Annotated in this window: 23 protein-coding genes; 8 read left to right on the plus strand and 15 right to left on the minus strand. The window is 39.2% G+C overall.

What is annotated here, in order from left to right:
• Positions 1-141 precede the first annotated feature (141 nt).
• Entirely contained in the window at positions 142-546 is a 405-nt protein-coding gene (locus AAEM60_RS12600; protein WP_299737344.1) for a sporulation protein, read from the minus strand.
• Between the two features lie 129 nt (positions 547-675).
• Here AAEM60_RS12600 and AAEM60_RS12605 point away from each other — a divergent pair, with 129 nt between their 5' ends.
• From AAEM60_RS12605 to AAEM60_RS12640, 8 genes are all read left to right on the plus strand, one after another.
• Positions 676-1,005: a YckD family protein gene (locus AAEM60_RS12605; RefSeq protein WP_299737347.1), complete on the plus strand. Its 330-nt coding sequence runs from the start codon at positions 676-678 to the stop codon at positions 1,003-1,005.
• A 264-nt stretch (positions 1,006-1,269) separates the two neighbouring features.
• On the plus strand, positions 1,270-2,526 hold the full coding sequence (locus AAEM60_RS12610; RefSeq protein WP_299737349.1) for a helix-turn-helix transcriptional regulator: 1,257 nt from the start codon (positions 1,270-1,272) through the stop codon (positions 2,524-2,526).
• A 456-nt stretch (positions 2,527-2,982) separates the two neighbouring features.
• Complete coding sequence (locus AAEM60_RS12615) at positions 2,983-4,215, plus strand: aminopeptidase (RefSeq protein ID WP_341356450.1); 1,233 nt, start codon at positions 2,983-2,985, stop codon at positions 4,213-4,215.
• Between the two features lie 237 nt (positions 4,216-4,452).
• The gene (locus tag AAEM60_RS12620; protein WP_299737353.1) at positions 4,453-5,286 is read left to right on the plus strand and encodes an alpha/beta hydrolase; all 834 of its coding nucleotides are present in this window, start codon (positions 4,453-4,455) and stop codon (positions 5,284-5,286) included.
• A gap of 130 nt (positions 5,287-5,416) precedes the next feature.
• Positions 5,417-6,610 (plus strand): class I SAM-dependent rRNA methyltransferase, encoded by a 1,194-nt coding sequence (locus AAEM60_RS12625; protein ID WP_341356451.1) that lies wholly within the window; start codon positions 5,417-5,419, stop codon positions 6,608-6,610.
• A 238-nt stretch (positions 6,611-6,848) separates the two neighbouring features.
• Entirely contained in the window at positions 6,849-7,379 is a 531-nt protein-coding gene (locus tag AAEM60_RS12630) for an HAD family hydrolase (protein ID WP_299737356.1), read from the plus strand.
• A 194-nt stretch (positions 7,380-7,573) separates the two neighbouring features.
• On the plus strand, positions 7,574-9,490 hold the full coding sequence (locus AAEM60_RS12635; protein WP_299737358.1) for a DUF294 nucleotidyltransferase-like domain-containing protein: 1,917 nt from the start codon (positions 7,574-7,576) through the stop codon (positions 9,488-9,490).
• Complete coding sequence (locus AAEM60_RS12640; protein WP_299737359.1) at positions 9,490-10,245, plus strand: 3'-5' exonuclease; 756 nt, start codon at positions 9,490-9,492, stop codon at positions 10,243-10,245. The genes AAEM60_RS12635 and AAEM60_RS12640 overlap by 1 nt, the downstream gene beginning before the upstream one ends.
• A gap of 69 nt (positions 10,246-10,314) precedes the next feature.
• On the opposite strand, the gene AAEM60_RS12645 is transcribed toward AAEM60_RS12640, so the two are convergent.
• The 14 genes from AAEM60_RS12645 to AAEM60_RS12710 form a co-directional block, all read right to left on the minus strand.
• On the minus strand, positions 10,315-11,577 hold the full coding sequence (locus AAEM60_RS12645) for a glutamate-5-semialdehyde dehydrogenase (RefSeq protein ID WP_299737360.1): 1,263 nt from the start codon (positions 11,575-11,577) through the stop codon (positions 10,315-10,317).
• 73 nt (positions 11,578-11,650) lie between these two features.
• The gene (proB, locus tag AAEM60_RS12650; RefSeq protein ID WP_299737361.1) at positions 11,651-12,766 is read right to left on the minus strand and encodes a glutamate 5-kinase; all 1,116 of its coding nucleotides are present in this window, start codon (positions 12,764-12,766) and stop codon (positions 11,651-11,653) included.
• Between the two features lie 119 nt (positions 12,767-12,885).
• On the minus strand, positions 12,886-13,731 hold the full coding sequence (gene proC / locus AAEM60_RS12655; RefSeq protein ID WP_299737363.1) for a pyrroline-5-carboxylate reductase: 846 nt from the start codon (positions 13,729-13,731) through the stop codon (positions 12,886-12,888).
• Between the two features lie 438 nt (positions 13,732-14,169).
• Entirely contained in the window at positions 14,170-15,123 is a 954-nt protein-coding gene (locus AAEM60_RS12660; RefSeq protein ID WP_341356452.1) for an LCP family protein, read from the minus strand.
• Positions 15,124-15,290: 167 nt separating this feature from the next.
• Positions 15,291-16,010 (minus strand): ATP-binding protein, encoded by a 720-nt coding sequence (locus tag AAEM60_RS12665; RefSeq protein ID WP_299737368.1) that lies wholly within the window; start codon positions 16,008-16,010, stop codon positions 15,291-15,293.
• The gene (locus AAEM60_RS12670; RefSeq protein WP_341356453.1) at positions 16,007-16,492 is read right to left on the minus strand and encodes an ECF transporter S component; all 486 of its coding nucleotides are present in this window, start codon (positions 16,490-16,492) and stop codon (positions 16,007-16,009) included. Before AAEM60_RS12670 ends, AAEM60_RS12665 begins: the two co-directional genes overlap by 4 nt.
• A complete protein-coding gene (locus AAEM60_RS12675) occupies positions 16,485-17,072 on the minus strand; it encodes a cob(I)yrinic acid a,c-diamide adenosyltransferase (protein ID WP_299737372.1) in 588 nt (195 codons plus the stop codon). The genes AAEM60_RS12670 and AAEM60_RS12675 overlap by 8 nt, the downstream gene beginning before the upstream one ends.
• A 14-nt stretch (positions 17,073-17,086) precedes the next feature.
• Positions 17,087-17,524, minus strand: a complete 438-nt coding sequence (locus AAEM60_RS12680) for a bifunctional adenosylcobinamide kinase/adenosylcobinamide-phosphate guanylyltransferase (protein WP_341356454.1) — start codon at positions 17,522-17,524, stop codon at positions 17,087-17,089.
• A complete protein-coding gene (locus AAEM60_RS12685; RefSeq protein ID WP_299737376.1) occupies positions 17,476-18,105 on the minus strand; it encodes a histidine phosphatase family protein in 630 nt (209 codons plus the stop codon). The genes AAEM60_RS12680 and AAEM60_RS12685 overlap by 49 nt, the downstream gene beginning before the upstream one ends.
• On the minus strand, positions 18,063-18,854 hold the full coding sequence (locus AAEM60_RS12690; protein WP_299737377.1) for an adenosylcobinamide-GDP ribazoletransferase: 792 nt from the start codon (positions 18,852-18,854) through the stop codon (positions 18,063-18,065). The genes AAEM60_RS12685 and AAEM60_RS12690 overlap by 43 nt, the downstream gene beginning before the upstream one ends.
• Positions 18,841-19,422 (minus strand): bifunctional adenosylcobinamide kinase/adenosylcobinamide-phosphate guanylyltransferase, encoded by a 582-nt coding sequence (locus tag AAEM60_RS12695; protein WP_341356455.1) that lies wholly within the window; start codon positions 19,420-19,422, stop codon positions 18,841-18,843. Before AAEM60_RS12695 ends, AAEM60_RS12690 begins: the two co-directional genes overlap by 14 nt.
• Before the next feature lie 46 nt (positions 19,423-19,468).
• Positions 19,469-20,926: an adenosylcobinamide amidohydrolase gene (locus AAEM60_RS12700; protein ID WP_299737381.1), complete on the minus strand. Its 1,458-nt coding sequence runs from the start codon at positions 20,924-20,926 to the stop codon at positions 19,469-19,471.
• Positions 20,923-21,981, minus strand: coding sequence for an iron ABC transporter permease (locus tag AAEM60_RS12705; protein ID WP_341356456.1), 1,059 nt, complete (start codon positions 21,979-21,981; stop codon positions 20,923-20,925). Before AAEM60_RS12705 ends, AAEM60_RS12700 begins: the two co-directional genes overlap by 4 nt.
• Positions 21,944-22,906: an ABC transporter substrate-binding protein gene (locus AAEM60_RS12710; RefSeq protein ID WP_299737385.1), complete on the minus strand. Its 963-nt coding sequence runs from the start codon at positions 22,904-22,906 to the stop codon at positions 21,944-21,946. The genes AAEM60_RS12705 and AAEM60_RS12710 overlap by 38 nt, the downstream gene beginning before the upstream one ends.
• Positions 22,907-23,008: the final 102 nt, after the last annotated feature.

Here is a 23,008-nt window from a genome sequence, read left to right on the forward strand (position 1 = left end):
TTCAAATATCTGAATTTTTAGAATGTATACGCTTACTACATTTTACATTGGGTTTTTATGGATTTCAATGAGAACATTTACTCTTATTCGGTCTTAGAACTAAATAAAAAGACAGATTCAATAATAGAATCTGCCTTAAGGTTATACGACGTATATGCTATCTTCATCTGTGGGATCTACCGCTTGGGGTATGTCTACTGTGGTTCTTAATATGGTTTTGTTGGAATCCGATGTTTTGGGATGATCGGAAGATGTAGGAAATATAAAAGAGATTCTCTTTTCTTCACCCGCACGGATTGTACCGATCTTATCTAGGATAATCGTGTCCAAATCTTTTTCATGATAGGAAAAATCACTATCTTTTTTATCCTCCTCATATTTCTCTAAAAGCAATAACTGAATTTCATTAATAGGCTGATCGGCCATTCCCCCGACTAAAACGACTTCCCCTTCAATCGAATCCCCAGGAGAAATTTCAGTTTTGTGCACAATTGTATCCACTTTTACATGTCCTATCCCTATACTGGACAAAAATTGTTTAATCATTTTTCAGCCACCTTTCCTATACCTAATTATCTTTACCCTATCATGTACCCTTCATATTCGTCTATTCCTACATATTCTGCGAGTATTCGGCAAAGAATATGAGAGAAACATTGGAAAGGAGTGAATAATATGAAAAAAATGGTCACATCTATTTTAGCTGTCTTCATGATTAGTCTTACTGTCGGTACATTTGCAGCAGCAGAAGGTGAGCCACAAACGCCTAAGGTAAACCTTACTGAAGAACAAAAAACGGAGCTTGCCAAGTTGCATGAACAAATGTATTCAACCAAAAAAGAACTTGTGAACAAATATGTAGAATATGGCGTCTTCTCAAAAGAACAGGGAGACAACGTACTTAAAATGATGGAAGCTAAGTATCAAAAATTGAAAGAAAATGACTACATGATGAGATGGCATCCACATCCACATCACGGTAAACAACTGAATCACAAAGAATAGGAAAAATGGTGGAAGGGTCTCCTCCCCTTCCACTCCACCCCAATATCTGCCTCACCCCACTGGAAAGAGGAAAAGTTTCTCACATTTCATTCTGCATGTTCCCTCAATATCAGAATCAGGAATGAAACACCATACAAAATACCCATAAAAAATATAATTATAGGAATATTCAAAACATTCATCCTTTTAATATGTTACTATTTTAATAGCTCATTTACATGAAAGTAATGAGTTATTAAAGCCCAGTCAGAGGAGAAGGATCATATGACAATCGGTTCTAAAATCCGCTTTCACAGACTTAAACGGAATTTAACACAAGAAGATTTATCAAAAGGGATTATTTCCGTATCATATCTTTCCAAACTGGAAAACAATCAAGTTTCTCCGTCAAATGACATAATTAATCTGCTCTGTGAGCGATTAGGTGTAAATAATCTGCTTGATAACCCAAACCATTTGAACAAGCTTCTAGAAAACTGGAACCATGCATTGCTGTGGAATAAAACAGAGGAAGCTGAGTCCATCAATAAGGTCATTAAGAAGGAACTTGAACAATCGGATGACCTCACTCCTCATTTATTCCATAAGATCCTTTGCTTCCGTGTCCATTTAATTAAAGGGAGCCTTCAGAAAGCTTTTGAGCATATGATACAGATCCAAGCCAATTATAAAGAACTCTCAGATACGCTTAAATTCTATTATCACAAATACAAAGGGAATTACTATTATTTGATTGAAGAGTACGATAAAGCCCAAGGAGAACTGAAAGAAGCTGAAACCTACTATGTACTTGGTAATGTGATTAATGAAGAGGAACGGGCAGATTTATATTATTTATTCAGCTTAGTCTTGACCCGCTTAGGCACGTACCGTTTAGCAATCTTTTATGGAGAGAAGGCACTTTCCATTTTCCAGGGCGTCTACTACCAGAAAAGATGCGCTGAGGTACATTTGATTTTAGGGATTTGCTATCGGCGTATACGTTATAGTGAAGAAGCAATGAAGCATTATGAGTGGGCCAATTTCATTTCACATTCCATAAACTATACGTCATTAAATTCCAAGGTGGAGCAGAACCTAGGGTATTTGAAATCATTTATGAATAAGAGTGAAGAAGCCATTCAGCATTATTTGCGAAGCATTGAATTGAAAGATTCAGACGAAGAAGGAAAGTTATACTCCATTCTCTCTCTGGTCAAAGAATATTATAAAAAAAACCAATTTTCAGAGGTGCGTTTCTGGTTACCTAAAGGATTACATCTTTGCTCTAAACAAAAGTACCCGGATAAATTCTATCAATTATCTTATTATCAGTTTGCTTTAAATGATTTCCCACAAGGTTTTGAAACGTTTATGAAGGAGTATACACTGCCCTTTTTTAAAAAGAGCGGCTCCCATCTATTATATGCTGAGTATTCTAAATTCCTTGGTCAGTATTACCAGGGGATTAGAAAATATAAACATGCAGCATTTCATCTAAATGAAGCGAATGTCATTTATGAAGAAATGTTAACTTTATAGGAGGTGAAATGATGAAAAAGTTGAAAAAGTTATTACTAATCACCAGCCTGACTGCTATGGCACTCTCCGGTATTGTCGTAATCAATGGCAATGAAGAAGAGTTCCCGCCATTCTCTAGTAAACTATAAAATAATACAGGACTAGCCTAATCCGGGCCAGTCCTTTTTCTATTTTTATTTCGCTTTTTTTGCAAAAGATTGTTGCTTTTTAACATACGCTCTGCAAGGCCCTGTCAATTAGCGTGTGCTGGATGGTGGGGGGAACTGCCCAACTGGCAGCTAGCGTTCGGCCGAGCCTACTCAGTTTCGCTTCAATGGTCTCGGCACGCCCGTACTTCCTCAGGACCTAGTCAACTCAATTCCATCTCTTCATTAAGTACTTCATAAACATTATCAATGAAATTTTCTGAATAAAGAGATATAGTTAGTATTGAATACATATTAAGGGGGATTTCAGATGAATCATGCATTTGAAAAAAAATTAGAGAGATATGCAGATTTAATCGTACAGGTAGGACTAAACCTGCAAAAGGATCAGGAACTATTGATCTCCGCACCTGTTACAGCGTACAAGTTTGTTCGCCTTGTTACTGAGAAGGCATATGAAGCCGGGGTTTTAAATGTATTAACGGACTTCTACGATGAAGAGTTAAAGAAAATCCGCTTAGAGAATTCTTCTGAGGAAGGATTGAGAGTGTTTCCTGATTGGAAAGCAAAAGGATATATCGAGATGGCAGAAAATAATGTGGCTCTCCTGAATTTGGCAGCACCAAATCCTTTCCTATTAAGAGATACAAATGCTAAAAGGGTTGCTATATTAAATAGAACATCAGCGGAAGCCATGAAAGATTTTTCTGCATATATAGGCGGGGGGAAAATAAGCTGGTTAATAGCTGCGTTCCCTACAGTCGAATGGGCTCATACCGTTTTCCCGGAACTTTCTCAAGAAGAAGCAATTGATAAACTATGGGAAAACATTTTTTATACAACAAGAACAGATAAAGAGAATACAGTTGCCTTATGGGAAACACATATTAGTAACCTCAATAAGAACGCCGACCGTTTAAACCAAAACAATTATAAAAAGCTTCATTATAAAGGACCTGGAACAGATCTTACAATTGAATTCCATCCTCAAACGAAATGGATCAGTGCCCAGTTCACAAATGATCAGGGAATTCCCTTTGTTCCTAATCTACCAACGGAAGAAGTGTTTACAATTCCGGTTAAACATGGTGTGAACGGGGTAGTTTCAAGCACGAAGCCACTTAACTATAGCGGTACGTTAATTAAGAACTTTTCACTAACGTTTAAAGAGGGAAAAGTCGTAGATTTCACAGCCGAGGAAGGGTATGAAACCTTAAAAAATCTACTACAAACAGATGAAGGGTCTTCCTATTTAGGAGAAGTGGCATTAGTTCCCCACAACTCCCCTATTTCTAATACAAACATTGTCTTCAATAACACACTTTTTGATGAAAATGCTTCTTGTCATATAGCGCTGGGGAGAGCCTTATCCGTCTGTGTAGAAGATGGTAATAGTATGACGGCTGAACAGTTACGGGAAGTAGGTTTTAACGAAAGCATGATACATGTAGATTTCATGATAGGATCGGATCAGTTAGATATCGACGGCCAAAAGGAAGACGGGACGATCGAACCTATTTTCAAAGCTGGTGATTGGGTTTAAAATTTTGATTTCCAAGGGAGAATAAGGTTAAGGCTTAAATGCTTCATTTAAGCCTTTTTTTAATGTCATCATACAATTTCGACTTCCACATACGACATTAGGACGTACACATTTAAATACTGCCGCATTATTGGTAAAAGTTACATATAATATGACAAATAAATTTCTTTTTTAACATATTCAATACTTCACGAATACTTTACAATAGAAGTATACCTTTTTAAAGGAGCGGTTTCCTTGTCAATCAATCATAAACATTCGTTTTTGTGGAGTGGCATAATCTTCACTTTCTTCACTTTATATATCATATTTCGCACTACAAATGTACAATCCAGTGAAAAGCCTTTAACAGCTGAAGAAAAATATCCTACCGTCTTTGTACACGGGTACAAAGGTACATACAATTCTTTCAGAACGATGTTAGAACGATTTGAAAACCAGCATGGCTGGGGTCAAAAAACGTTGGAGATTTATGTATCTGAGAATGGCAGTGTAGTGTATAAAGGATCTCTTTCCACAAATCCCACTTCACCTCCTCTCGTTCAAGTCATCTTTGAAGATAACCGTGCATCATTAGAGAAGCAAGCAATTTGGTTAGAGAATGCAATGAAGCTCTTGTACCACCAATTTGACGTTTCAAACGTAAATATCGTAGGACACTCCATGGGTGGGCTTGCTTCAACTAAATATATTCTAAATACAAGGGATAACTCATTTGTTCCGAAGACCCATAAATTTATTACGATTGCTACACCTTTCCTTGGCGTTACCAAGGAATCTTATGACCAGATTAATACAGGCGCAGCTGTTATTGACTTAAAACCAGAATCACGGGCATTGAAAGATTTATTTATGAATCGCCATTTAATCCCTTCATATATACATGTATTATCCATCGCAGGATCAGGTGATGATGTGGTAAATGTTCAAAGTGCTATGGGCAGTCAATCACTATTTGAAGAAAGTCATTTTCAATCCAAGATCGTTTATGATCCATCTATTTCTCATAGCGGCTTACATGAAACGATTAAAGTAGACCGTCTTGTTGGAGATTACCTATGGAGTAAATAAGGGAAATTTTCACTTCCGTACTCAAATAGAGTTTCTATTCTGATACGGAAGTTTTTTTCTGTGCAGTTGCGTAAAATTCCTTTACGTTCTATACTACACAAGACTAAACCTCAAGGTTAGGATGAGTAGAATGACAAAAGAAAGAATCATTAAAGCAAACCCTAAATACATACAACAATTCCAGAAAGGTTTTCCCCTCATAAATAAAGAAAATGTGACATCATCAATTGAGCATGTAGAAGACGGAGAAATTTTTAAGCTTGTTGACAATAAGAATACCTTTATTGCAAAAGGCTACTTCGGAATTCAGAACAAAGGGATCGGCTGGCTTCTGAGCTGGAAAGAAAAAGAAGAAATTGATAAAGACTTTATCTTTAAAAAACTTCAAGCTGCAATCAATCAACGACTTCACTTCTTCTATAGTGAAGATACTACAGCATTTCGGGTATTTAATGGTGAAGGAGATGGTTTCGGGGGCATCACCATTGACTACTTTGATGGATACTATCTCGTTCAATGGTATTCAAAAGGAGCCTATTCATTCCACGAAGAGGTTATGCAATCGTTAAGAGAATTAACGGATTTCAAAGGGATTTATCAAAAAAAGCGGTTTGCACAGGAAGGGAAATATGTGGATGAAGATGATTTCGTTGAAGGAAACCGTCCTTCATTCCCCCTTCTCGTCAAAGAAAATGGCGTTCAATTTGCCATCTATTTAAATGACGGGGCCATGGTAGGGGTTTTCCTTGATCAACGTGAAGTGCGCAAACGAATTCGCGACTCTTATTCTGAAGGAAAACGGGTATTAAATACGTTCTCTTACACAGGAGCATTTTCTGTTTTCGCTGCACTCGGTGGTGCATCTCTGACCACCAGTGTAGACCTTGCTAATCGCAGTCTAAGCAAAACGATTGAACAATTCAGTATAAACGGGATTGATTATGAAGCACAAAACATCATTGTGGAAGATGTCTTTAAGTACTTTAAATATGCCGTAAAAAAAGAACTCTCCTTTGATCTTGTGATTCTTGATCCACCAAGCTTTGCCCGCTCAAAGAAACATACATTCAGTGCTGCAAAGGATTATAAAGATTTGTTAAAGGAAGCGATTGCCATTACTGAAAAAAACGGTACCATTGTGGCATCCACTAATTGCAGTACATTTAATATGAAAAAATTCAAAAGCTTTATTGAAGCAGCCTTTAAAGAAACCAATGGTAAATACAAAATACTTGAAGAGTACACTCTGCCAGAAGACTTTAAAACCCTCAGTCAATACAAACAGAGTGATTACCTTAAAGTCGCTTTTATTCAAAAACTATAATAGATAGGGACGGACCTTTCAAAGGTCCGTCCCTATTCCTGTTTGTTTATCTGTAGGATAAGTCCTACTCCCCTTATTTATTTTTGTAAAGAATCTGTGGTAAGATTTCATTGATAAGTATACGTTCATTGCTTTCCATAAATGACAGAATACTCTGTCATTATTTCCTCGGAAACCGCAAAAAGCGACACACAATAAGGATATTTTAGAGAAAAAGATCGAATGAGGAGGTTTGCTGATGAAAAAAGCTGTTTTTCTCGATCGTGATGGAGTAATCAATGAGGTAAAAACCGAGAGAGTGACATTTGTTAATACATCAGATCAATTTTATTTCCTGCAGGGAGTTCTTGAAGCGATTAAATTATTGACTGACTCCAACTTTCTGATTTTCGTCGTCACCAACCAGGGTGGAGTTGGGTTAGGATATCTCTCTCATGAACAACTTGATTCCATACACGATTATATGGTGAAGGAAATTGAAAAGGCTGGTGGATTCATTCAAGAAGTTTCTTGTTGTACTCACAAGCCACACGAGGGTTGTGAATGCAGAAAGCCTGAAGCTGGGATGATTTTGGACTTAGCCAAAAAGTACGATTTAGATACTGCCCGATCATATATGGTAGGTGATCGCGATGTAGATATTGAAGCTGGCCGCAAAGCGGGATGCACTACTATCTTACTTGCAGACGGGCCCTCCCCTCTATATAACGCCGATTACATGTTTACTAACTTAATGGAAGCTGCTGAATTAATTGTCACTAATAAGTAAGTCCCCTTTGTTCCTGTAAGGACGGGACACCATTTTCTTTTCCCATTCGTTCAGCAAGAATAACCAAGAACTATAAACATATAAAGCTATAGCATCTGGGTGTTTTATGTAAGTATCGAGCCTGTTTTATCGTTTTCAAAATAGGGAATTCTATGGTAAAGTACTATGGAACTAATGAGAATGGGAGGTATTCGATGAACCAGCAGGAACTATTACACATTATACGAGATCACTATCCCTTTGATGTTCTAACCACAGAACAGTTAGATTACATTATTTCCGGTTCTAAATACACTACCTTCAAAAAAGGTGAATTCCTTTTTCATGAAGATGAAACAGTAGAAGAACTGGATATATATTTCCTTGTCTCGGGACTTGCGAAAAACGTTCTGCATCGATCAAGTGGCAAGCAGTATTCCCTCCGATTCTATTATCCTGGGGACTTGATCGGGATCATGATTATGCTCACGAGCGGTGAAATGACCTTTTCCGTACAGGCAATAGAGAATTGCACCGTCTTCCGTATTCAGAAGGCCCGGCTCTTGGAGGTTATGACCAAGAACAATGACTTTTCAAAAATCATCTTTGAAAGTATCGGAAATCGCATGAAAACTTTGTACGATGAAATAAAAGCGAAGTCTGCCACTGATACCGACGACGAAAATATCAGCCTGTTTCGTACCAAAGTCCATACGCTAATGGATCGCCCCACTTTCATTGACGGCAATGCCACTGTTTTGGACGCAGCAAGAAAGATGAAAGAAGAAGATACATATGGTTTAGTGGTAGTAGACCAAGAGAAGAAAATGCAAGGCATTCTCACCCAACGAGAAATCCTGTCTTATATTACAAACCCAAGTATCAGTGAATCAGTAAAAGATTGGATGAAGAAAAAACCGTTTTGGATTCGTGATGAATCCTTTGCCTATGAAGCCCTTTCTTATTTCAAGCATGAAGAAGTCGACTTTGTCCCAATTATCCGCAACGATGAAGTTGTGGGAGTTCTGACCAGTACTTCATTTCTCAATATTCAGGATTCAAATTATTTGGATCTTTCGTATAAAATCCAAAAAGCCATTACGAACGACGAACTGGTAGAACTGGCAACTGTGAAAAGTAAGACTTTTCAACAGTTCATTCAAGATCTACTCCTTCAGGATAGTTTTGGCTACGATATTTGCGAAGTGATCTCAAACTATAATGATCGCCTGCACCGAAAAATCATTCAATTAACTGAAAAAGAAATGCGTAAGGAAGGATTCGGATCTGCGCCTATCAATTATTGTTTTATCGTCATGGGCAGTCAAGGCAGGAGTGAGCAAGGCTTTCATACGGATCAGGATAATGGAATCATACTCGATGATTATAATCACTTATCCGATCTCAAGAAGGTTGATTTGTATTTCCAGGCATTTACTGAAAAACTCAATTTAAAGCTGGCAGCATGCGGTTTTCCTGAATGTACTGGCGGGATCATGGCGAAGGAACAAAAATGGAAACGTTCCTATACCGATTGGAAAAAAGCGATTGATGAATGGCTTTACGAAATAGATGCACAGGAAGTCCAAAACATTACAATGTTTTATGATTTTCGTCCGATTTACGGTGATTACTCCATCGCTGAAGAAATCCGAAATTATTTAGCGGAAAAATCGAAACGATCTCTTAATATGCAGCAACTATTAAGAAAAGATGCCCTTCGCTTCAAGCTTCCTGTCGGTCCTTTGGGACGCGTGAACCTGAAACCCAGAAATCATTTATTTAATATTAAGAAGTCAGGTCTTTTGCAGATCGTCAATATGATACGTATACATTCTGTAAAGTACGGAATCAAGGAAGTCAATACAATTAAACGTGTTCACGCATTGAAAAATATGCAGGCGTTTCATCCCAGGGATGCAGAAAATGTTAAAACAGCTATGCATATCCTTCTCACTCTGCGTACTAAGCAAAACCTTCTTGAACTTAAAGAAGGAAAGACATTAAGTAACGATATTGATGTACGTACTCTTTCAAAAGATGATCGTCAGAAATTAAAAGAATCCATCCAAATTGCTAATCGACTTCAACAAGTGATGGAAATTAGTTTTAATAGGAACCGGGTGGTTTAATGAATGATATTGGAATTAATGTGGGTTACCGCATTCTGAAATATTATTTATGGCAGCAATTTTTCTTTCGCTTTCAAGTGAAACGGGAAAAAGAAAAGCTTTCCTACCATAAATTATCTCGTGCCCTAAAAGAGTTTGAAGAGGAAAAACCCACGCTTCAACAAAAGCATTTATTCGATTGTGACTTTACCATTTTCGACCTTGAGACAACGGGCTTTTTTCCGGAGGTGGGAGATGAAATCATCTCAATCGGAGCCGTAAAGGTCAAGGAAGGTAAAGTCCAGCGAAATGACACGTTCTATCAGGTCATAAATCCCCTTCAAACGGTGTCAAGGGATACGAAACGATTTACTGGTCTAAGAAGAAAAGATTTTTTAAACGGAGTTACACTGCCGATTGGGTTGCAGCGATTTTTAGAGTTCAGCAAAGGTACCATCCTTGTTGCCCATCCTGCTAGTTTTGACATAAATTTTCTTCAGAAACGCATTTACAAGTGGCAGCTACCATCATTTAATCCGGAATATGTTGACTCCTTTTCACTTGCAAATGGATTACTGGAACGGGACGATTGTTACCTGGACGCCCTTGTAAAGAAATTTGACATCGACTCACGGACCCGTCATCATGCTCTAAATGATGCGATCATGACCGCCGAAATCTTCGAAGAACTATTAAAAATCTGTTATCAGCAAGAAGTCCACACGATACGGGGATTGAATGAGTTTATATTGGAGGAGACAAGCTCCGGGTTCTGATAAGATTTCTTCCCCTGATAAAAGAGAAAAAACGCTTGAGAACATTTCCTCAAGCGTTTTGCATGTTTATTATCGAATTTGTCCGGTTCCATGCATCATATACTTAACGGTTGTTAAAGCTGGTAGCCCCATTGGTCCTCTAGCATGAAGTTTCTGTGTAGAGATTCCAATTTCAGCACCAAATCCTAACGCTCCTCCATCAGTGAAACGAGTGGAAGCATTATGATAGAGAGCGGCTGCATCCACGAGCATCATGAATTTCTTCGCTGTTTCTGTGTTTTCCGTGACAATGGCTTCTGAATGCTTTGTACCATATTGTTCGATGTGATCGACTGCTTCATCCAAAGAAGGTACAATCTTCACGGCAATATCCAGACTTAGATATTCATTTGCCCAATCTTCTTCTCCAGCAAGCTTCGCATCTTCAATCGCTTCGACTACTTTTTCATCTCCGTGAATAGATACATTGTGTTCTTTAAGCTTTTCTACAAATGCACCCTTATTTTCTTTAAACCAGTCTTCATGCAGGATGACGGTTTCAGCTGCATTACATACCGCTGGACGGTCTGTTTTTGCATTGATGATGATGTTTAATGCTTTATCCACTTGAGCTTCTTTGTCAATATAGATATGACAGTTTCCTACGCCAGTCTCAAGGACAGGTACAGTTGCATTATTAACGACAGCATTGATTAATGCACCTCCACCGCGGGGAATCAGCACATCAATATGCTCTTTCATCGTGAATAACTCACTTGTTGCATCTCGATCGGTTGTATTAATGAATTGTACTGCATCTTTAGGAATATCCGTTTTCTCAAGTGCTTCATGCATGACGTCCACAATTGCTTTGTTCGAGGTAATGGCATTTGACCCACCTTTCAGGACAATGGCATTGCCGGATTTTAGTGCTAATCCGGTTGCATCAACCGTTACATTAGGACGTGCTTCATAAATCATTCCAATGACACCAAGTGGAACCGTTACTTTTTGAACTTGCAGTTGATTTTCAAGAGTCCAATCGGATACCACTTTTCCAGTGGGATCTTCCAAGTCAGCTACTTGACGGAGACCACTTGCGAAATCTTCAACACGTTCTTTAGAAAGTGATAAACGATCCATAAATGCAGCTTCGAAGCCCTTTTCTTTCCCTCTTTCAAGGTCTTTTTCATTTTGTTTTAGTATAGATTCGTAATTCTCCTCTAAATGATCGGCAAGGATATGAAGGGCTTTATTTTTTTGGTCGGTAGTCAGCATACTTAATGTTTTAGAAGCTTTCTTTGCTAGTATCGCTTGTTTTTTTACATCCGTTTTTTCTATAGTTAAAGTCATCAAATACCTCCTGTTTTTTTGAAAAAGAATTCGACCGGATTGTGCAGGGGAAGAAGGAGACAAACTCCTTCTTTTATACTCCTACTGGAATGGGTAAATCGACATGACATACTAGTTGGTCAATTTCGACTGCGATTTGATCCGCTTTGATGTCTGTAGGATTTTTCAGTTGTCCTGAACGGAAATTTACCATTCCCAAACCAATTTCTTCATTTCGATTATCAAGGATTCGCACGACTGCACCTTTATTAAATCGGCCTTTTACAGTATAAATATCATCAATTGTTAAACTTTCTTTTTGTTCCAGAATACGTTCTTTCGCATCTGAGTCGATGGTGATTTCACCTTCGGGACCTGAGTTGAACGCAATCCACTGCTTTTTGGAATCAAGGTTTACGGAATCTTCTGCAGATTCAAAGTACGTTCCTTTAGCAGTATGTTGGACAGCATCGTAAATAACATTTGAGTTGCCTGATTTACCTAGAAACGCAGGAATTCCAGAAGCCATTGTGATCTTAAATGCATCGATTTTGGATCTCATTCCACCTGTTCCTACAGAACTTCCAGGCTCTCCTGCCATGTCTTCGATATCTTCAGTAATTTCCGTTACGCTTTCTAACAGTTCAGCATCTGGATTTTTGCGTGGATCAGAATCATATAATCCATCAATGTCAGATAGAATGATGAGTTGATCAGCATCCACTAATGCCGCAACTTTAGCAGATAGTGTATCATTATCTCCAAATTTCAATCGGTCGATCGTTACGGTATCATTTTCATTTACAATCGGAATAATCCCTCGTTCAAGAAGAACATTGATTGTGTTTCTTGCATTGTTGTATCGGTCTTCATCAGAAAAATCACTACGAGTGATCAGAATTTGAGAAGCCACGTATCCGTTGGAGATTAACAGATCAGAATACGCTTCAATCAATAGTCCTTGGCCAATAGCTGCTGCTGCCTGCTTCTCGGGAAGAGAGCTTGGGCGTGTTAAGCATCCTAATTTACGATAGCCCGCAGCGACGGCTCCTGATGAAACAAGCAATACTTCATGACCGTCATCCTTTAATCGAACAACTTCATCAACAAGTCGCTCCAGCTTCCTGCGACTCATTTCTCCATGCAAGCTTGTTAATGAACTACTTCCAATCTTAATTACGATACGTTTCTTCTGATTATTTTGGGACATTCAATCACTCCTAGTAAAAAGGTCCGTCCCTCGCCCCTCTTTATGTGTGTAGGGACGGACTTGTATTTCTTGTTTGGTTGGTAATGTTTATATGGGGTGTTTAATAGTCGATGTTTGTTTTAGCTAGTTACTAATTGTTTGGACTGTAAGGATGAGCTGATTTCTTTCGAACGTTTTTCTGCTCCCTTGACAGCTTCTGAGATAGCCTTACCTCCGCCGAACTCTGCTAATGCATCAAGTCCTGCAGCTGTAGTACCATTTGGGGATGTTACATTTTCTCTAAGTTGAGTTGGTGATTCTTCTCGCTCAAGCATCATTTTAGCTGCGCCGAAAATGGTTTGAGCTCCGATTTTACGAGCTAATTTAGGGTCTAATCCTGCTTCAGCACCCGTCTTTTCAATGTGTTCCATTAAATAATAGAAGTATGCTGGACCACTACCGGCAATTCCAGTGAAAATGTCCATTTGGCTTTCTTCGATAACGAAAACTTCTCCGATGCTTGATAATAATTCTTCTGCATTCTCCATGTCTTCTCTAGAAGTAAAACGCCCTGCACTTATGGCTGTAGCAGATTCTTTCAACATACTTGACGTATTTGGCATGACCCGGATAACAGGCTGCCCTGCTGGTAGTTGCTCTTCCATATGAGAAGTGGTGATTCCTGCAAGCACTGACATAATCACCGTATCGTTCCTTACTAAGTGATTAATGGAATCTAATGCTTTATCAATATCCTTCGGTTTCATCGCCAGAATAAGAATATCTATTTCATTAAAGGGTAGATCATCTTTTGTTAAAGCTGTTATATCGTATTTGGCTTTCATTTCCTGAAGTCTTCCTTGATTGCTTCGATTTGAAACAATAATTTGTCCGGATGGGATTTTTCCACTTTGTACAGTTCCTGAAATCATAGCTTCAGCCATATTTCCTGCACCTAAAAAAGCAATCGTTTTATGTTTTAACAATCATATCCACTCCTGTTCGTATATTTTCTGTTTGGTTTTTAATCGTGCATTCATTTTTAAATTTAGTATTAATATAAAGGATTGTTTGTTGTTAAATTTCCTGGTTCATGTCTCTAAAAACCTTTGTTGGCGTGTGTTTTGTTCACAACGTTTATTATCGTAACATGCTGGTAAATGATATCAAGGGCAATATAGGAAGTAGTAAGGAATTGGCCGAAATAGCTAGTGGAAGCGTTATCATCACCATTTATGTTAGTCAGATTCCTTCTAAAGGCCATATATTGGCTCAGAGAGCGTATAATCAGAATTTCAAATTCTGCCTCCACTTGAATTGGCATCAATATTTTTTATGATGAAGACTGTTAGGAACGTATTCTTTCTTCCATTTGTACAAAAAAACCCGTTAAGCCATTTACCAGCTTAACGGGCTTTACGAATTCATTCAGTTGCAGCTTCATCCGAGCTTTTTCCATTTAGGAAGTCTTTTAGTGCTTTGGTGTTTTCTTCAAAATCGATTTCAAGTACTGATCCTACACCGCTATAGCTTCCAAAACCATAACTACCTTCAACTGGAATGGTGAGCTTATCCATATCACTCGTGTTACTCAACAAGATATCCTTTGCGATGGAAATCTGATCTAGCTTACTCATATTCGTCTTAATATAGGGTTGAATGGATCCTGCCATTTTCGGAAGTTTTGTGACGCCGCCTATTGAGAGTACCTCATCTTTAAGAGCGTTAATGACTTTTTGCTGTCTTTCAACCCTTCCAAAGTCCCCCTCTGCATCAGCACGGAACCTGGCATATCCTAATAATTCTTTCCCATTTAAATTTTGGACACCCGGCTGGAGGGAAACACCGATGTTTTCTGACATCGCCTTTTCAACATCCATTTCAATACCTTCAGGAGCAAGTATATCAACGGATTGTTCAAACCCCTTAAAGTCGACCACCATAAAATATTGTATATCAATGTCAAAATTGTGTTTGATGGTTTTCCTGAGTAATTCGGGTCCACCTAAATAAAAAGCTGTATTCAGCTTGTAGTTTTTATATCCGGGTATTTCAACATAGATATCTCTCATAAAGGAAACAAGTTTGGTTTCATTTGTTTTTGGATCAATCTGTGCGAGCATCATCGTGTCGGTTCTTGATTTTTCCTCGCCCCTGCTATCGACTCCTAATAACAAAACATTAACCTTACCGTTTTCATCTTTGACTCCGTTAAATTTATAATCTCCTTGAAGCTGGTCGTTTCCAGCCATTTTATATCCACTATAAAATTGATAAGCAGCATAACCGAGCAAGCTAAAGATAAGTAATAATAATACCAATATCACTTTTCTTCCTCGTTTTTTCTTTCTACTCTTGCGATCTAATCGTGAATCCATTTCTTCACCTACTTTTATGACATTCATGAATTACTGATGATAGTATGAAATAGTACTCTATCCAAATACAATTGACAATCGCAGAATGCTGGATAAACTAACATATTTCTCCATACCATTTGAAAGTATATTTTATCATAAATATCCTAAAAAGTATTTATTTGTTCCTAGCATGATAAATGTAGTGAATGAAAATGCCTCCCGGTAAGTTCTCGTACATCATGTTCATCCTCTTTCTTGTAAGAAATGATAAATGAAGTAGAAGGTCCGCTAGATTTATACAAGTCTTGAATAGAGGTAACACCCTCTCTTTTTAAAGGCTTCCCCAATAAGAGAGAAAGTTCATGAAAAACGCCTTTGGAGCCCACTGGCAGAATATCTATGATGGAAGGGTGGTGTATACAGTCCATGAACAGGGATAGAGGGGCAACAGACGCAACATTTGTGATTACTTCATTTCCTACTAATGGCGTTCCGATAAGGGCATGAGCAAGGTTATGACAAGAGGTAAAAGGTCTCTCTTTTTTTCTCATCCCAATACAAGTAACTCCAAGAGCAGATTGATGTAGAACGATATTCGATTCAGAGCTTCCCGTTATGGGAATATCCTCTATGTTTAATTCACTCAAACCTTTCTTGACACCACTATAATAACTCTCCCATGCAGAATTACTCGTAAAGTTCAATACTTGAACAGCTTTTAGGGTTGCTCCCACGGATAAGCATTCCATCGCTGCTACACGAAAGCAGTAATACCCCACAGTCTCCGGTTCAGCAATGACCGCATCCCCTTTTTTGCTTCCAATCCCTCCGCTGCAATCTGATGCCAGGATCAGCTCTTCTTCATCTGAGATCGATATGGATATAACATCCCGATGTTGAATCATGCGATTTCTCCCCTTCTAATTCTTGAAACAAGAGGAGGGTACAGGAAGTGGGCAATCGTCAAATTAATGAAACTGGCCAATAATAAGGATGGAACAATGGTGTAATAAAAAGAAGGACTCAGGATAAATATAAATGGAATCCCTGCCAGTACCCCGTTTCCTATAAGAAACAGGATGGCTGCAAGTACACGTTTACCCTTCGAAAACACATATCCAAATATCCATACGAAGAAGGCCATTTCAATAGCAATGAGAACATGAAGCGGTCCCAGCGGGAATCCAACGTATAAGCTTGATAGCAAGTGTCCTCCCCCTGCAACGATTGCACCCCATCTCCGATTGTAAAGGGATGCAATTAATAGTGCAGGCATACTATCTAAAGCAATGGTCCCAATTACAGCAGGTATCTTTACCATTCCACCGATCGCAGAAAAAGCCATAAACAAGGAAAGTATTAAAAGAGTCCTTAGATTACTATTCATTTTTTTTCTGAACTTTACCTGTTGAAAATACGTTTGCGCTGCGAATATATTCAACATCTTTTACATTACAACGAAAATTGATCACACGTGCTAAGGCAAAAAAGTAGTCGGATAATCGATTGATATACTGCAATGTCACAATGGGAAAGTCCTCGTCCGTTTTTGAAAGCGAAACCATGATTCTCTCTGCTCTTCTTGTAACCGTTCTCGCAATATGAATACTTGAAGAGGCTTTCACACCACCTGGTAAAATGAATTTTTCCAGAGGGGGCGCTTCCTTAGTGAAGCGATCAATCTTCTCTTCCAACGCCTGGACGGATTGGGACTGAAGCTTGATCGTTTTATTTTTAGAAACGTTGGATAGATCACCTCCGCAATCAAAGAGCTCATGCTGAATCGTCTCAAGATCCTCTAACAAATCTGTAAAACGCTCATCATGAAGTTCAGAAATGGCTTGTCCAACGAATGAATTGACTTCATCTAATGTACCATATGCTTCGACACGAATATCATCTTTATCTACTCTTCCACCGATTAAACTCGTCTGACCTTTATCACCAGTTCTTGTGTAAAGCTGCATACCTACCCTCTCCTTTATCCTTTTAATGATGTAGCAAGCCCGTACCAAACCAGCCATACTTCTTGAGAAATTTTCGCCAGATCTTGATAAACCCATCCTGTCATATCCCGCCATTCCCTGGACAGCTTTTCCATCGGGACAATTCCTTTCCCGACCTCTGAACCTATCCAGATCACTCTGCGATCAGGGTCTTCTTCTTCCCACTGTTGTAAGGTTTGCATCAGAATTGCATAAGACTTTCTGACTTCAGGCTCATTATTTAAAATAGTTGATCGAATCCCATACTCAAGTCCCTCTATTACGATGACAGAGTTTGAAAAGTTGATATCATCCAAATGAAACCTTTCTCCACTAAATAATGGAATCCAGGTTGTATCAGTTTCTTTAAGATTAAAATGGTTTTTCACCCATATGCTTTTCCCATTAAAGGAACCTCCCGTAACGAAGTACATGTTTGATTCCTCCAATCACTTTCTGTCTTCCATACCATTTCATACCCTTCTCCGTGGTTGACCTTCCACTCCCAAAACGTTCTGTGAACATGTCTGGGAGATAAAGAAGTTAATAGGTGTCGAATGACTCCGCCATGAGTAATAACGGCGTACCTCTTTCCATTGTGCTCTTCTATCTGAGCTACGATCTGTGCCCAGGCTAAATCGACTCGTTTTCCAAATTGTTCTATCCCTTCTCCATTTGGTGGAGAAATGGATGGGTCCATTAACCATTCTTGATAAACATCGTCATCCTTTAAGCTCTCATAGGTTAAACCTTCCCAGCCTCCAAAGTGTATCTCTCTTAAAAGGGATGAAGAGATCAATGGAGCATGAGGAAACAGAAAATGAGCGGTTTCTAAACAGCGGTTTAGATCACTCGAAAAGCATCGTTCATACTCTTGAAAAAAAGTATTTCGACTTTTAAGTAATTCGATTCCTTTTCGAGATAAACTGGAATTGGTCCAGCCGAGGTATTTCCCTTTCTCATTTTCCTCTGTTAAACCATGGCGAATACATGCAATAACCATATAGTCATCCATAAAAACAACTCCACCCCCTCTACACTGCCCCCGATTGTATCGCCGGTCATACCGCCAAACCATTTGATGGATCTAGAATAAACAAAGCAGAATAAAGCAAACGTCACCAGGGTAAATAAAGCATAAAAATAAAAGCAATTTAAAAAGTAGCTGCCGACTCCACCCAGTAATAAACCAGAAACAATCCAAATAAGATCATAACCCGTCACATTCTTACTGAAACCGTATCCCATTCCTGACGCCTGGGCTGGAGGGATAAGAATTAGACCCGCCCCCATCATCATTCGACTTAAAAAGGGAATCGACACAAGGACCATACCAATCAAAATAGTGGAATGGGTTTGAAGGATGGTTTCATAAATAAATAAAAACCGTGATGAAAGCAATACCGCCAGTGACAAAACGCCAAAGGCACCTACCCTCGGGTCTTTCATGATGTCTAATCGCTTCTCCCTATCTCTATAGGAAAAAAAGGCATCACTTGCATCCATATAACCATCTAAATGGATACCACCCGTTAATACGATTGGCATTACCCAAATATAGAATGATATTCCTAAAGAGCTTATGTGGGTAAAAGCATTCAAAAAAACATATCCTCCTAGAAGAATCGCACCTACAAATAAACCCAGCAGTGGAAATGTACGGACCATCCATTTCATTTCCCTATTCCCTATTGAGAATTCTTTTCGAATCGGCAGAATTGTAAAAAACTGCAGGTTCAGGAGAAAGCTTTTAAATAGGATCATGAGGCAACCGTCCTTCCTCATTGTGACCCCTCTTTTTCACAATAGGGATTCCCGCCGTCATTTCAATCGCCACACATGCTTTCTTCACCATTCTTATATGTAATGCACCAAGTCGTTTCTGGAAAGTAAGAAGATCGTTTGAATCAATTGGAAGGTCAGAAACCAATTCATTACTAACCAGGATCAGTACATTTACTCTATTTAGTAACTGTATGATAGACTGATAGATTTTCTCTTCTATATTCTGACCTTTCCCATCTCCATTACCATACATCTCATTTGTTAAAAGAGTCGTGAGGCAGTCTAACAGAACAACGGAGTGTTGAGGTATGTGGTTGACTATCCATTCAATCGAATCGGGACATTCAATCGTCCTCCATTCACCAGCAGACGCTTGCCGGTCCTGCTGGTGTTTCAAGATTCTTTGCTCCATCTCCCTGTCAGTGTTCACACCACAAGCAAGATAGACCAATGGAACGTTTGACTTTTTCATCTCTATTGCCCATTTTTCAGCAAAAGAGCTTTTGCCACTTCTAACCCCTCCGGTAATAAAATATAGGGTTCCCAAGTCGACTCCCCCTCTCCACAATCACTCTGTCGTTGAAATAATTCTACTATGTTTGATCCAAATAGCGTTGAATGGCTTTTTTCGTTACCTCATACACACCGCGCCCAATCAACTTCCCTATCGGCGTAATCGGCCCGGCAAAGGGTTCCAGCTCACCTTTTTGACTGGAGGCAATCAAAATACTGTCGGTCGGTGTCCCGGTTGCAAGCTGACCTGTTCGTCTGTCCCTCACATTCATGTCGTGAAGGGCTCTCACTTTCGCTTCTGTTGAAGTTACAAGGGCTTCAATATATGCTTCATCTGATAGATTCCCATTTAGGAACACCCACATATTAATCGTGCCTGGCCTTGTATCTATATCAAATTGATAACTTGTAGAGATATCAATCGCATTCCCGATACCTGCTGTCACCACAACGAATATGGAATGCCCCTGAACTTCGAAATGATCACATACCATATTATTTAAAGGAAGAGCCGTCATCATGCCTACAGACAATGAGGGATCCAGGTTCCTTTGAACAAGAAATTCTTTCATATCCTCTTGATAATCCGGGCAGTCATAATCTGCAGGGACTTTACGATTGATAAAGTGCTTGTACCAGCCTATTCCTGCACCAATAATCCCTGAGGACATGCATTTTAATGGATAAGGGGCAGAGAAATGTATGTATTCTCCCTTCACGTTTAGGTAACTTTCATCTAACACAAAGTTCTCTGTCGCACTCTCCTCAGGAACGATTACCATTTGAGGTTTTGCCACTAAAGGATGAGCCTGTTTTTGAACCTTTGTATGATACACCTCTTCTATATGTTTCTCTTTCAGAACCTCTTCCGGGTGGTGGAGAAGTTTGGTTCTTCCTTTGTCTAAGAGAAGTAAGCGATCACAGTATAAACTTGCTAAATTTAAATCATGAAAGATCGCGATTACCGTTAATTTTTCGTGTACCGTTTGATTCTTGATTAAATCCAATAGTGATTTCTGATACGATAGATCAAGATGATTAGTAGGTTCATCAAGCAACAGGACCTGTGGTTCCTGAGCCAGAGCCTGTGCTAGGAACACCCGCTGCCGTTCTCCCCCTGACAATTCATGAAGGTAGCGGTGCTGAAAGGACGTAATGCCCGTTTGGTTCATTACCCTCTCTACGATTTCAACATCACGTTCAGTCGTTCCTTTAAAAAAACCTTTCTGGTGAGCATATCTCCCAAGCATAACCGTTTCCCTCACTTCATAGGAGAAGGATTCTGTCGATATCTGAGGAAGTACCGCTAACTGTGTTGCTAAATCCCTTGAAGAAAAATGATGCAGTTTTTTTCCTTTTAACGTGATGGTTCCATCCATTAATGGAAGCAGACCCGTCATGGCTTTTAACAGCGTCGTCTTTCCACTGCCGTTAGGTCCAAGAATCCCAAAGAATTCTCCTTTATCTATATGAAAATTCATGTCTTCCACGATTTTTTTATCGTTGTATCCAACAGTCACCCCGTTTATATCAATCATGATGAAAGACCTCTTTTCTTTAGGAGAATATAAGCAAACATGGGGGCACCGATTAGGGATGTTATCACTCCGATTGGAAGTTCTGTGGGTGCAATGATGGTTCTCGAGATAAGATCCGCCAGAACGAGAAAGCCTCCGCCTACTATGATAGACAAAGGAAGTAAATGCTTATGATCATGCCCTACCATCCTCCGTAGAAAATGAGGGACCACAAGACCAACAAATCCGATCGTACCTGAAACGGCGACAGCCGCTCCTGTCAGGATACTTCCTGCAATTAAGATGAGAAGTTTTCTCTTTTGTACGGATATCCCGATATGATGGGCTTGTTCTTCACCAAAACTCATGCCATTCAGTTCCTTGCTATTAAAAAACAACAAAATCACTCCAATAAGGAAAAACGGGAATATAATCGCAATGTAATCCCACCCTCTCATGGATACACTTCCAAGAAGCCAACCAATGATTTGCCTTAATTCTTCTCCAGTTAGGGCGATCATTAAGGAAATAAAGGACCCTAAAAAAGAGCTGAAAATAATTCCTGTTAATATGATTGTTTCTACCTTCATTGTTCTTTCAACTTTTTGCGCAAACCATAATACGAGGAACACGGTAATAATCGAACAAAGAATACTGAGAAAAGGAAGCGTAAACTTACCAATGAACGGAATGCTCCAATTAAAAAACAATGTAATAACAGCTCCGACTGATGCTCCTGAAGACACACCCAATGTATACGGATCTGCCAGCGGGTTGCGCAAAAGTCCTTGAAAAGAAGCTCCTGCGATTGCTAAGGAGCTTCCAACCAAAAGTGCCAATAATACTCTGGGTAATCTAATTGAAAAGACAATGTTTGTAAACATCGGATCAATCTCTTCTGGTAAATGGTATCCTAACCATTTAGCTCCGACGATGTACAAAATGTCCTTCGGCGGCACCGGAATGGTTCCAATCGATATACCGGCAAGAAGAGCGAATAGTAAAAACGATACTGCCAATCCGTATGTTATCCATATTTTATTCTGTAAATAACTCCGGATAGATCGACTTTGCAATTTCCTCTACTCCTTCAACCAGTCTTGGGCCAGTACGTGTGACCAGGTCAGAATGTACGTCATGAACTTCCTCATTTTTCACAGCACTCACGTCTTTCCATCCTTCCCGGCCCATCACTTGTTCTTTAGGATTTTCGCTGTAGTAACCATATGTTGTAATGATGATGTCTGGATTTGATGCGATGACTGCTTCCTGGTTTACTTGGATCCATCCCTCTTGATCACTCATCACATTTTCGGCATTTACAAGTGATAGCATTTGATCGATGAATGTATTTTTACCTGTAGAATATATGTCAGGCGAAGGTGACACCTCTATATACACTTTTTTCTTTTCGGAGACACCACTGACTTTTTCCTTAATGGATTCTAGATCAGCTTTCATCTCCGAAATGATGGATTCAGCTTCATCTTTCTTGCCAACCAATGTGCCGATGTTTTCCATCGTGGTGTATACTTCCTCAAAGTTATTGGCATCACGTACGATATATACCTTTACCCCTGCACCTCGAAGCTGTTCTAACCCCTCTTCTGCCGAAACAGCAGTGGACTCATGAGCGAGAACCAAATCCGGATTCAGACTGATAATCTTCTCAACGTTAAATTCCATTCCACCTATTTTTTCTTTCTCCGCCGCTTCTTTTGGATAATTATCAAAATCTGAAACCCCCACAATTTCCTTATTCAACCCTAACTCGAATAAGATTTCTGTGTTGCTTGGAATCAATGAAACAATATGCTTAGGTTGCTCTTCCAGCGTAACTTTATTACTAAGAGCGTCGCTTACCGACAAAGGGAAATCAGATTGTCCCTTAGTGACTTCTCCATTTCCTTTTCCCTTTTCTACATTTTCACCATCAGCACCGCATGCTGAGAGGATCCCTAAAGATAATAATAGTGCGAAAATGATTTTGAAGTGTTTCATGTTTTTTCCCCCTGTGAATTGAACTTATTGTCAGACAAAAAAACACCTCTAGTGGGACTAGAGATGTTGTGTAAGATGCAAAAATGGCTTCCATACCGTCAA

The organism is Rossellomorea sp. y25 (assembly GCF_038049935.1).
In the GTDB taxonomy this organism is placed as follows: Bacteria; Bacillota; Bacilli; order Bacillales; family Bacillaceae_B; genus Rossellomorea.

Excerpts from the sequence above, each read along its gene's own strand:
- AAEM60_RS12600 (WP_299737344.1), bottom strand. The coding sequence starts at position 546 with ATGATTAAACAATTTTTGTCCAGTATAGGGATAGGACATGTAAAAGTG.
- AAEM60_RS12605 (WP_299737347.1), top strand. The coding sequence starts at position 676 with ATGAAAAAAATGGTCACATCTATTTTAGCTGTCTTCATGATTAGTCTT.
- AAEM60_RS12610 (WP_299737349.1), top strand. The coding sequence starts at position 1,270 with ATGACAATCGGTTCTAAAATCCGCTTTCACAGACTTAAACGGAATTTA.
- AAEM60_RS12615 (WP_341356450.1), top strand. The coding sequence starts at position 2,983 with ATGAATCATGCATTTGAAAAAAAATTAGAGAGATATGCAGATTTAATC.
- AAEM60_RS12625 (WP_341356451.1), top strand. The coding sequence starts at position 5,417 with ATGACAAAAGAAAGAATCATTAAAGCAAACCCTAAATACATACAACAA.
- AAEM60_RS12630 (WP_299737356.1), top strand. The coding sequence starts at position 6,849 with ATGAAAAAAGCTGTTTTTCTCGATCGTGATGGAGTAATCAATGAGGTA.
- AAEM60_RS12635 (WP_299737358.1), top strand. The coding sequence starts at position 7,574 with ATGAACCAGCAGGAACTATTACACATTATACGAGATCACTATCCCTTT.
- AAEM60_RS12640 (WP_299737359.1), top strand. The coding sequence starts at position 9,490 with ATGAATGATATTGGAATTAATGTGGGTTACCGCATTCTGAAATATTAT.
- AAEM60_RS12645 (WP_299737360.1), bottom strand. The coding sequence starts at position 11,577 with ATGACTTTAACTATAGAAAAAACGGATGTAAAAAAACAAGCGATACTA.
- proB (WP_299737361.1), bottom strand. The coding sequence starts at position 12,766 with ATGTCCCAAAATAATCAGAAGAAACGTATCGTAATTAAGATTGGAAGT.
- AAEM60_RS12660 (WP_341356452.1), bottom strand. The coding sequence starts at position 15,123 with ATGGATTCACGATTAGATCGCAAGAGTAGAAAGAAAAAACGAGGAAGA.
- AAEM60_RS12665 (WP_299737368.1), bottom strand. The coding sequence starts at position 16,010 with ATGATTCAACATCGGGATGTTATATCCATATCGATCTCAGATGAAGAA.
- AAEM60_RS12670 (WP_341356453.1), bottom strand. The coding sequence starts at position 16,492 with ATGAATAGTAATCTAAGGACTCTTTTAATACTTTCCTTGTTTATGGCT.
- AAEM60_RS12675 (WP_299737372.1), bottom strand. The coding sequence starts at position 17,072 with ATGCAGCTTTACACAAGAACTGGTGATAAAGGTCAGACGAGTTTAATC.
- AAEM60_RS12680 (WP_341356454.1), bottom strand. The coding sequence starts at position 17,524 with ATGTACTTCGTTACGGGAGGTTCCTTTAATGGGAAAAGCATATGGGTG.
- AAEM60_RS12685 (WP_299737376.1), bottom strand. The coding sequence starts at position 18,105 with ATGGATGACTATATGGTTATTGCATGTATTCGCCATGGTTTAACAGAG.
- AAEM60_RS12690 (WP_299737377.1), bottom strand. The coding sequence starts at position 18,854 with ATGATCCTATTTAAAAGCTTTCTCCTGAACCTGCAGTTTTTTACAATT.
- AAEM60_RS12700 (WP_299737381.1), bottom strand. The coding sequence starts at position 20,926 with ATGATTGATATAAACGGGGTGACTGTTGGATACAACGATAAAAAAATC.
- AAEM60_RS12710 (WP_299737385.1), bottom strand. The coding sequence starts at position 22,906 with ATGAAACACTTCAAAATCATTTTCGCACTATTATTATCTTTAGGGATC.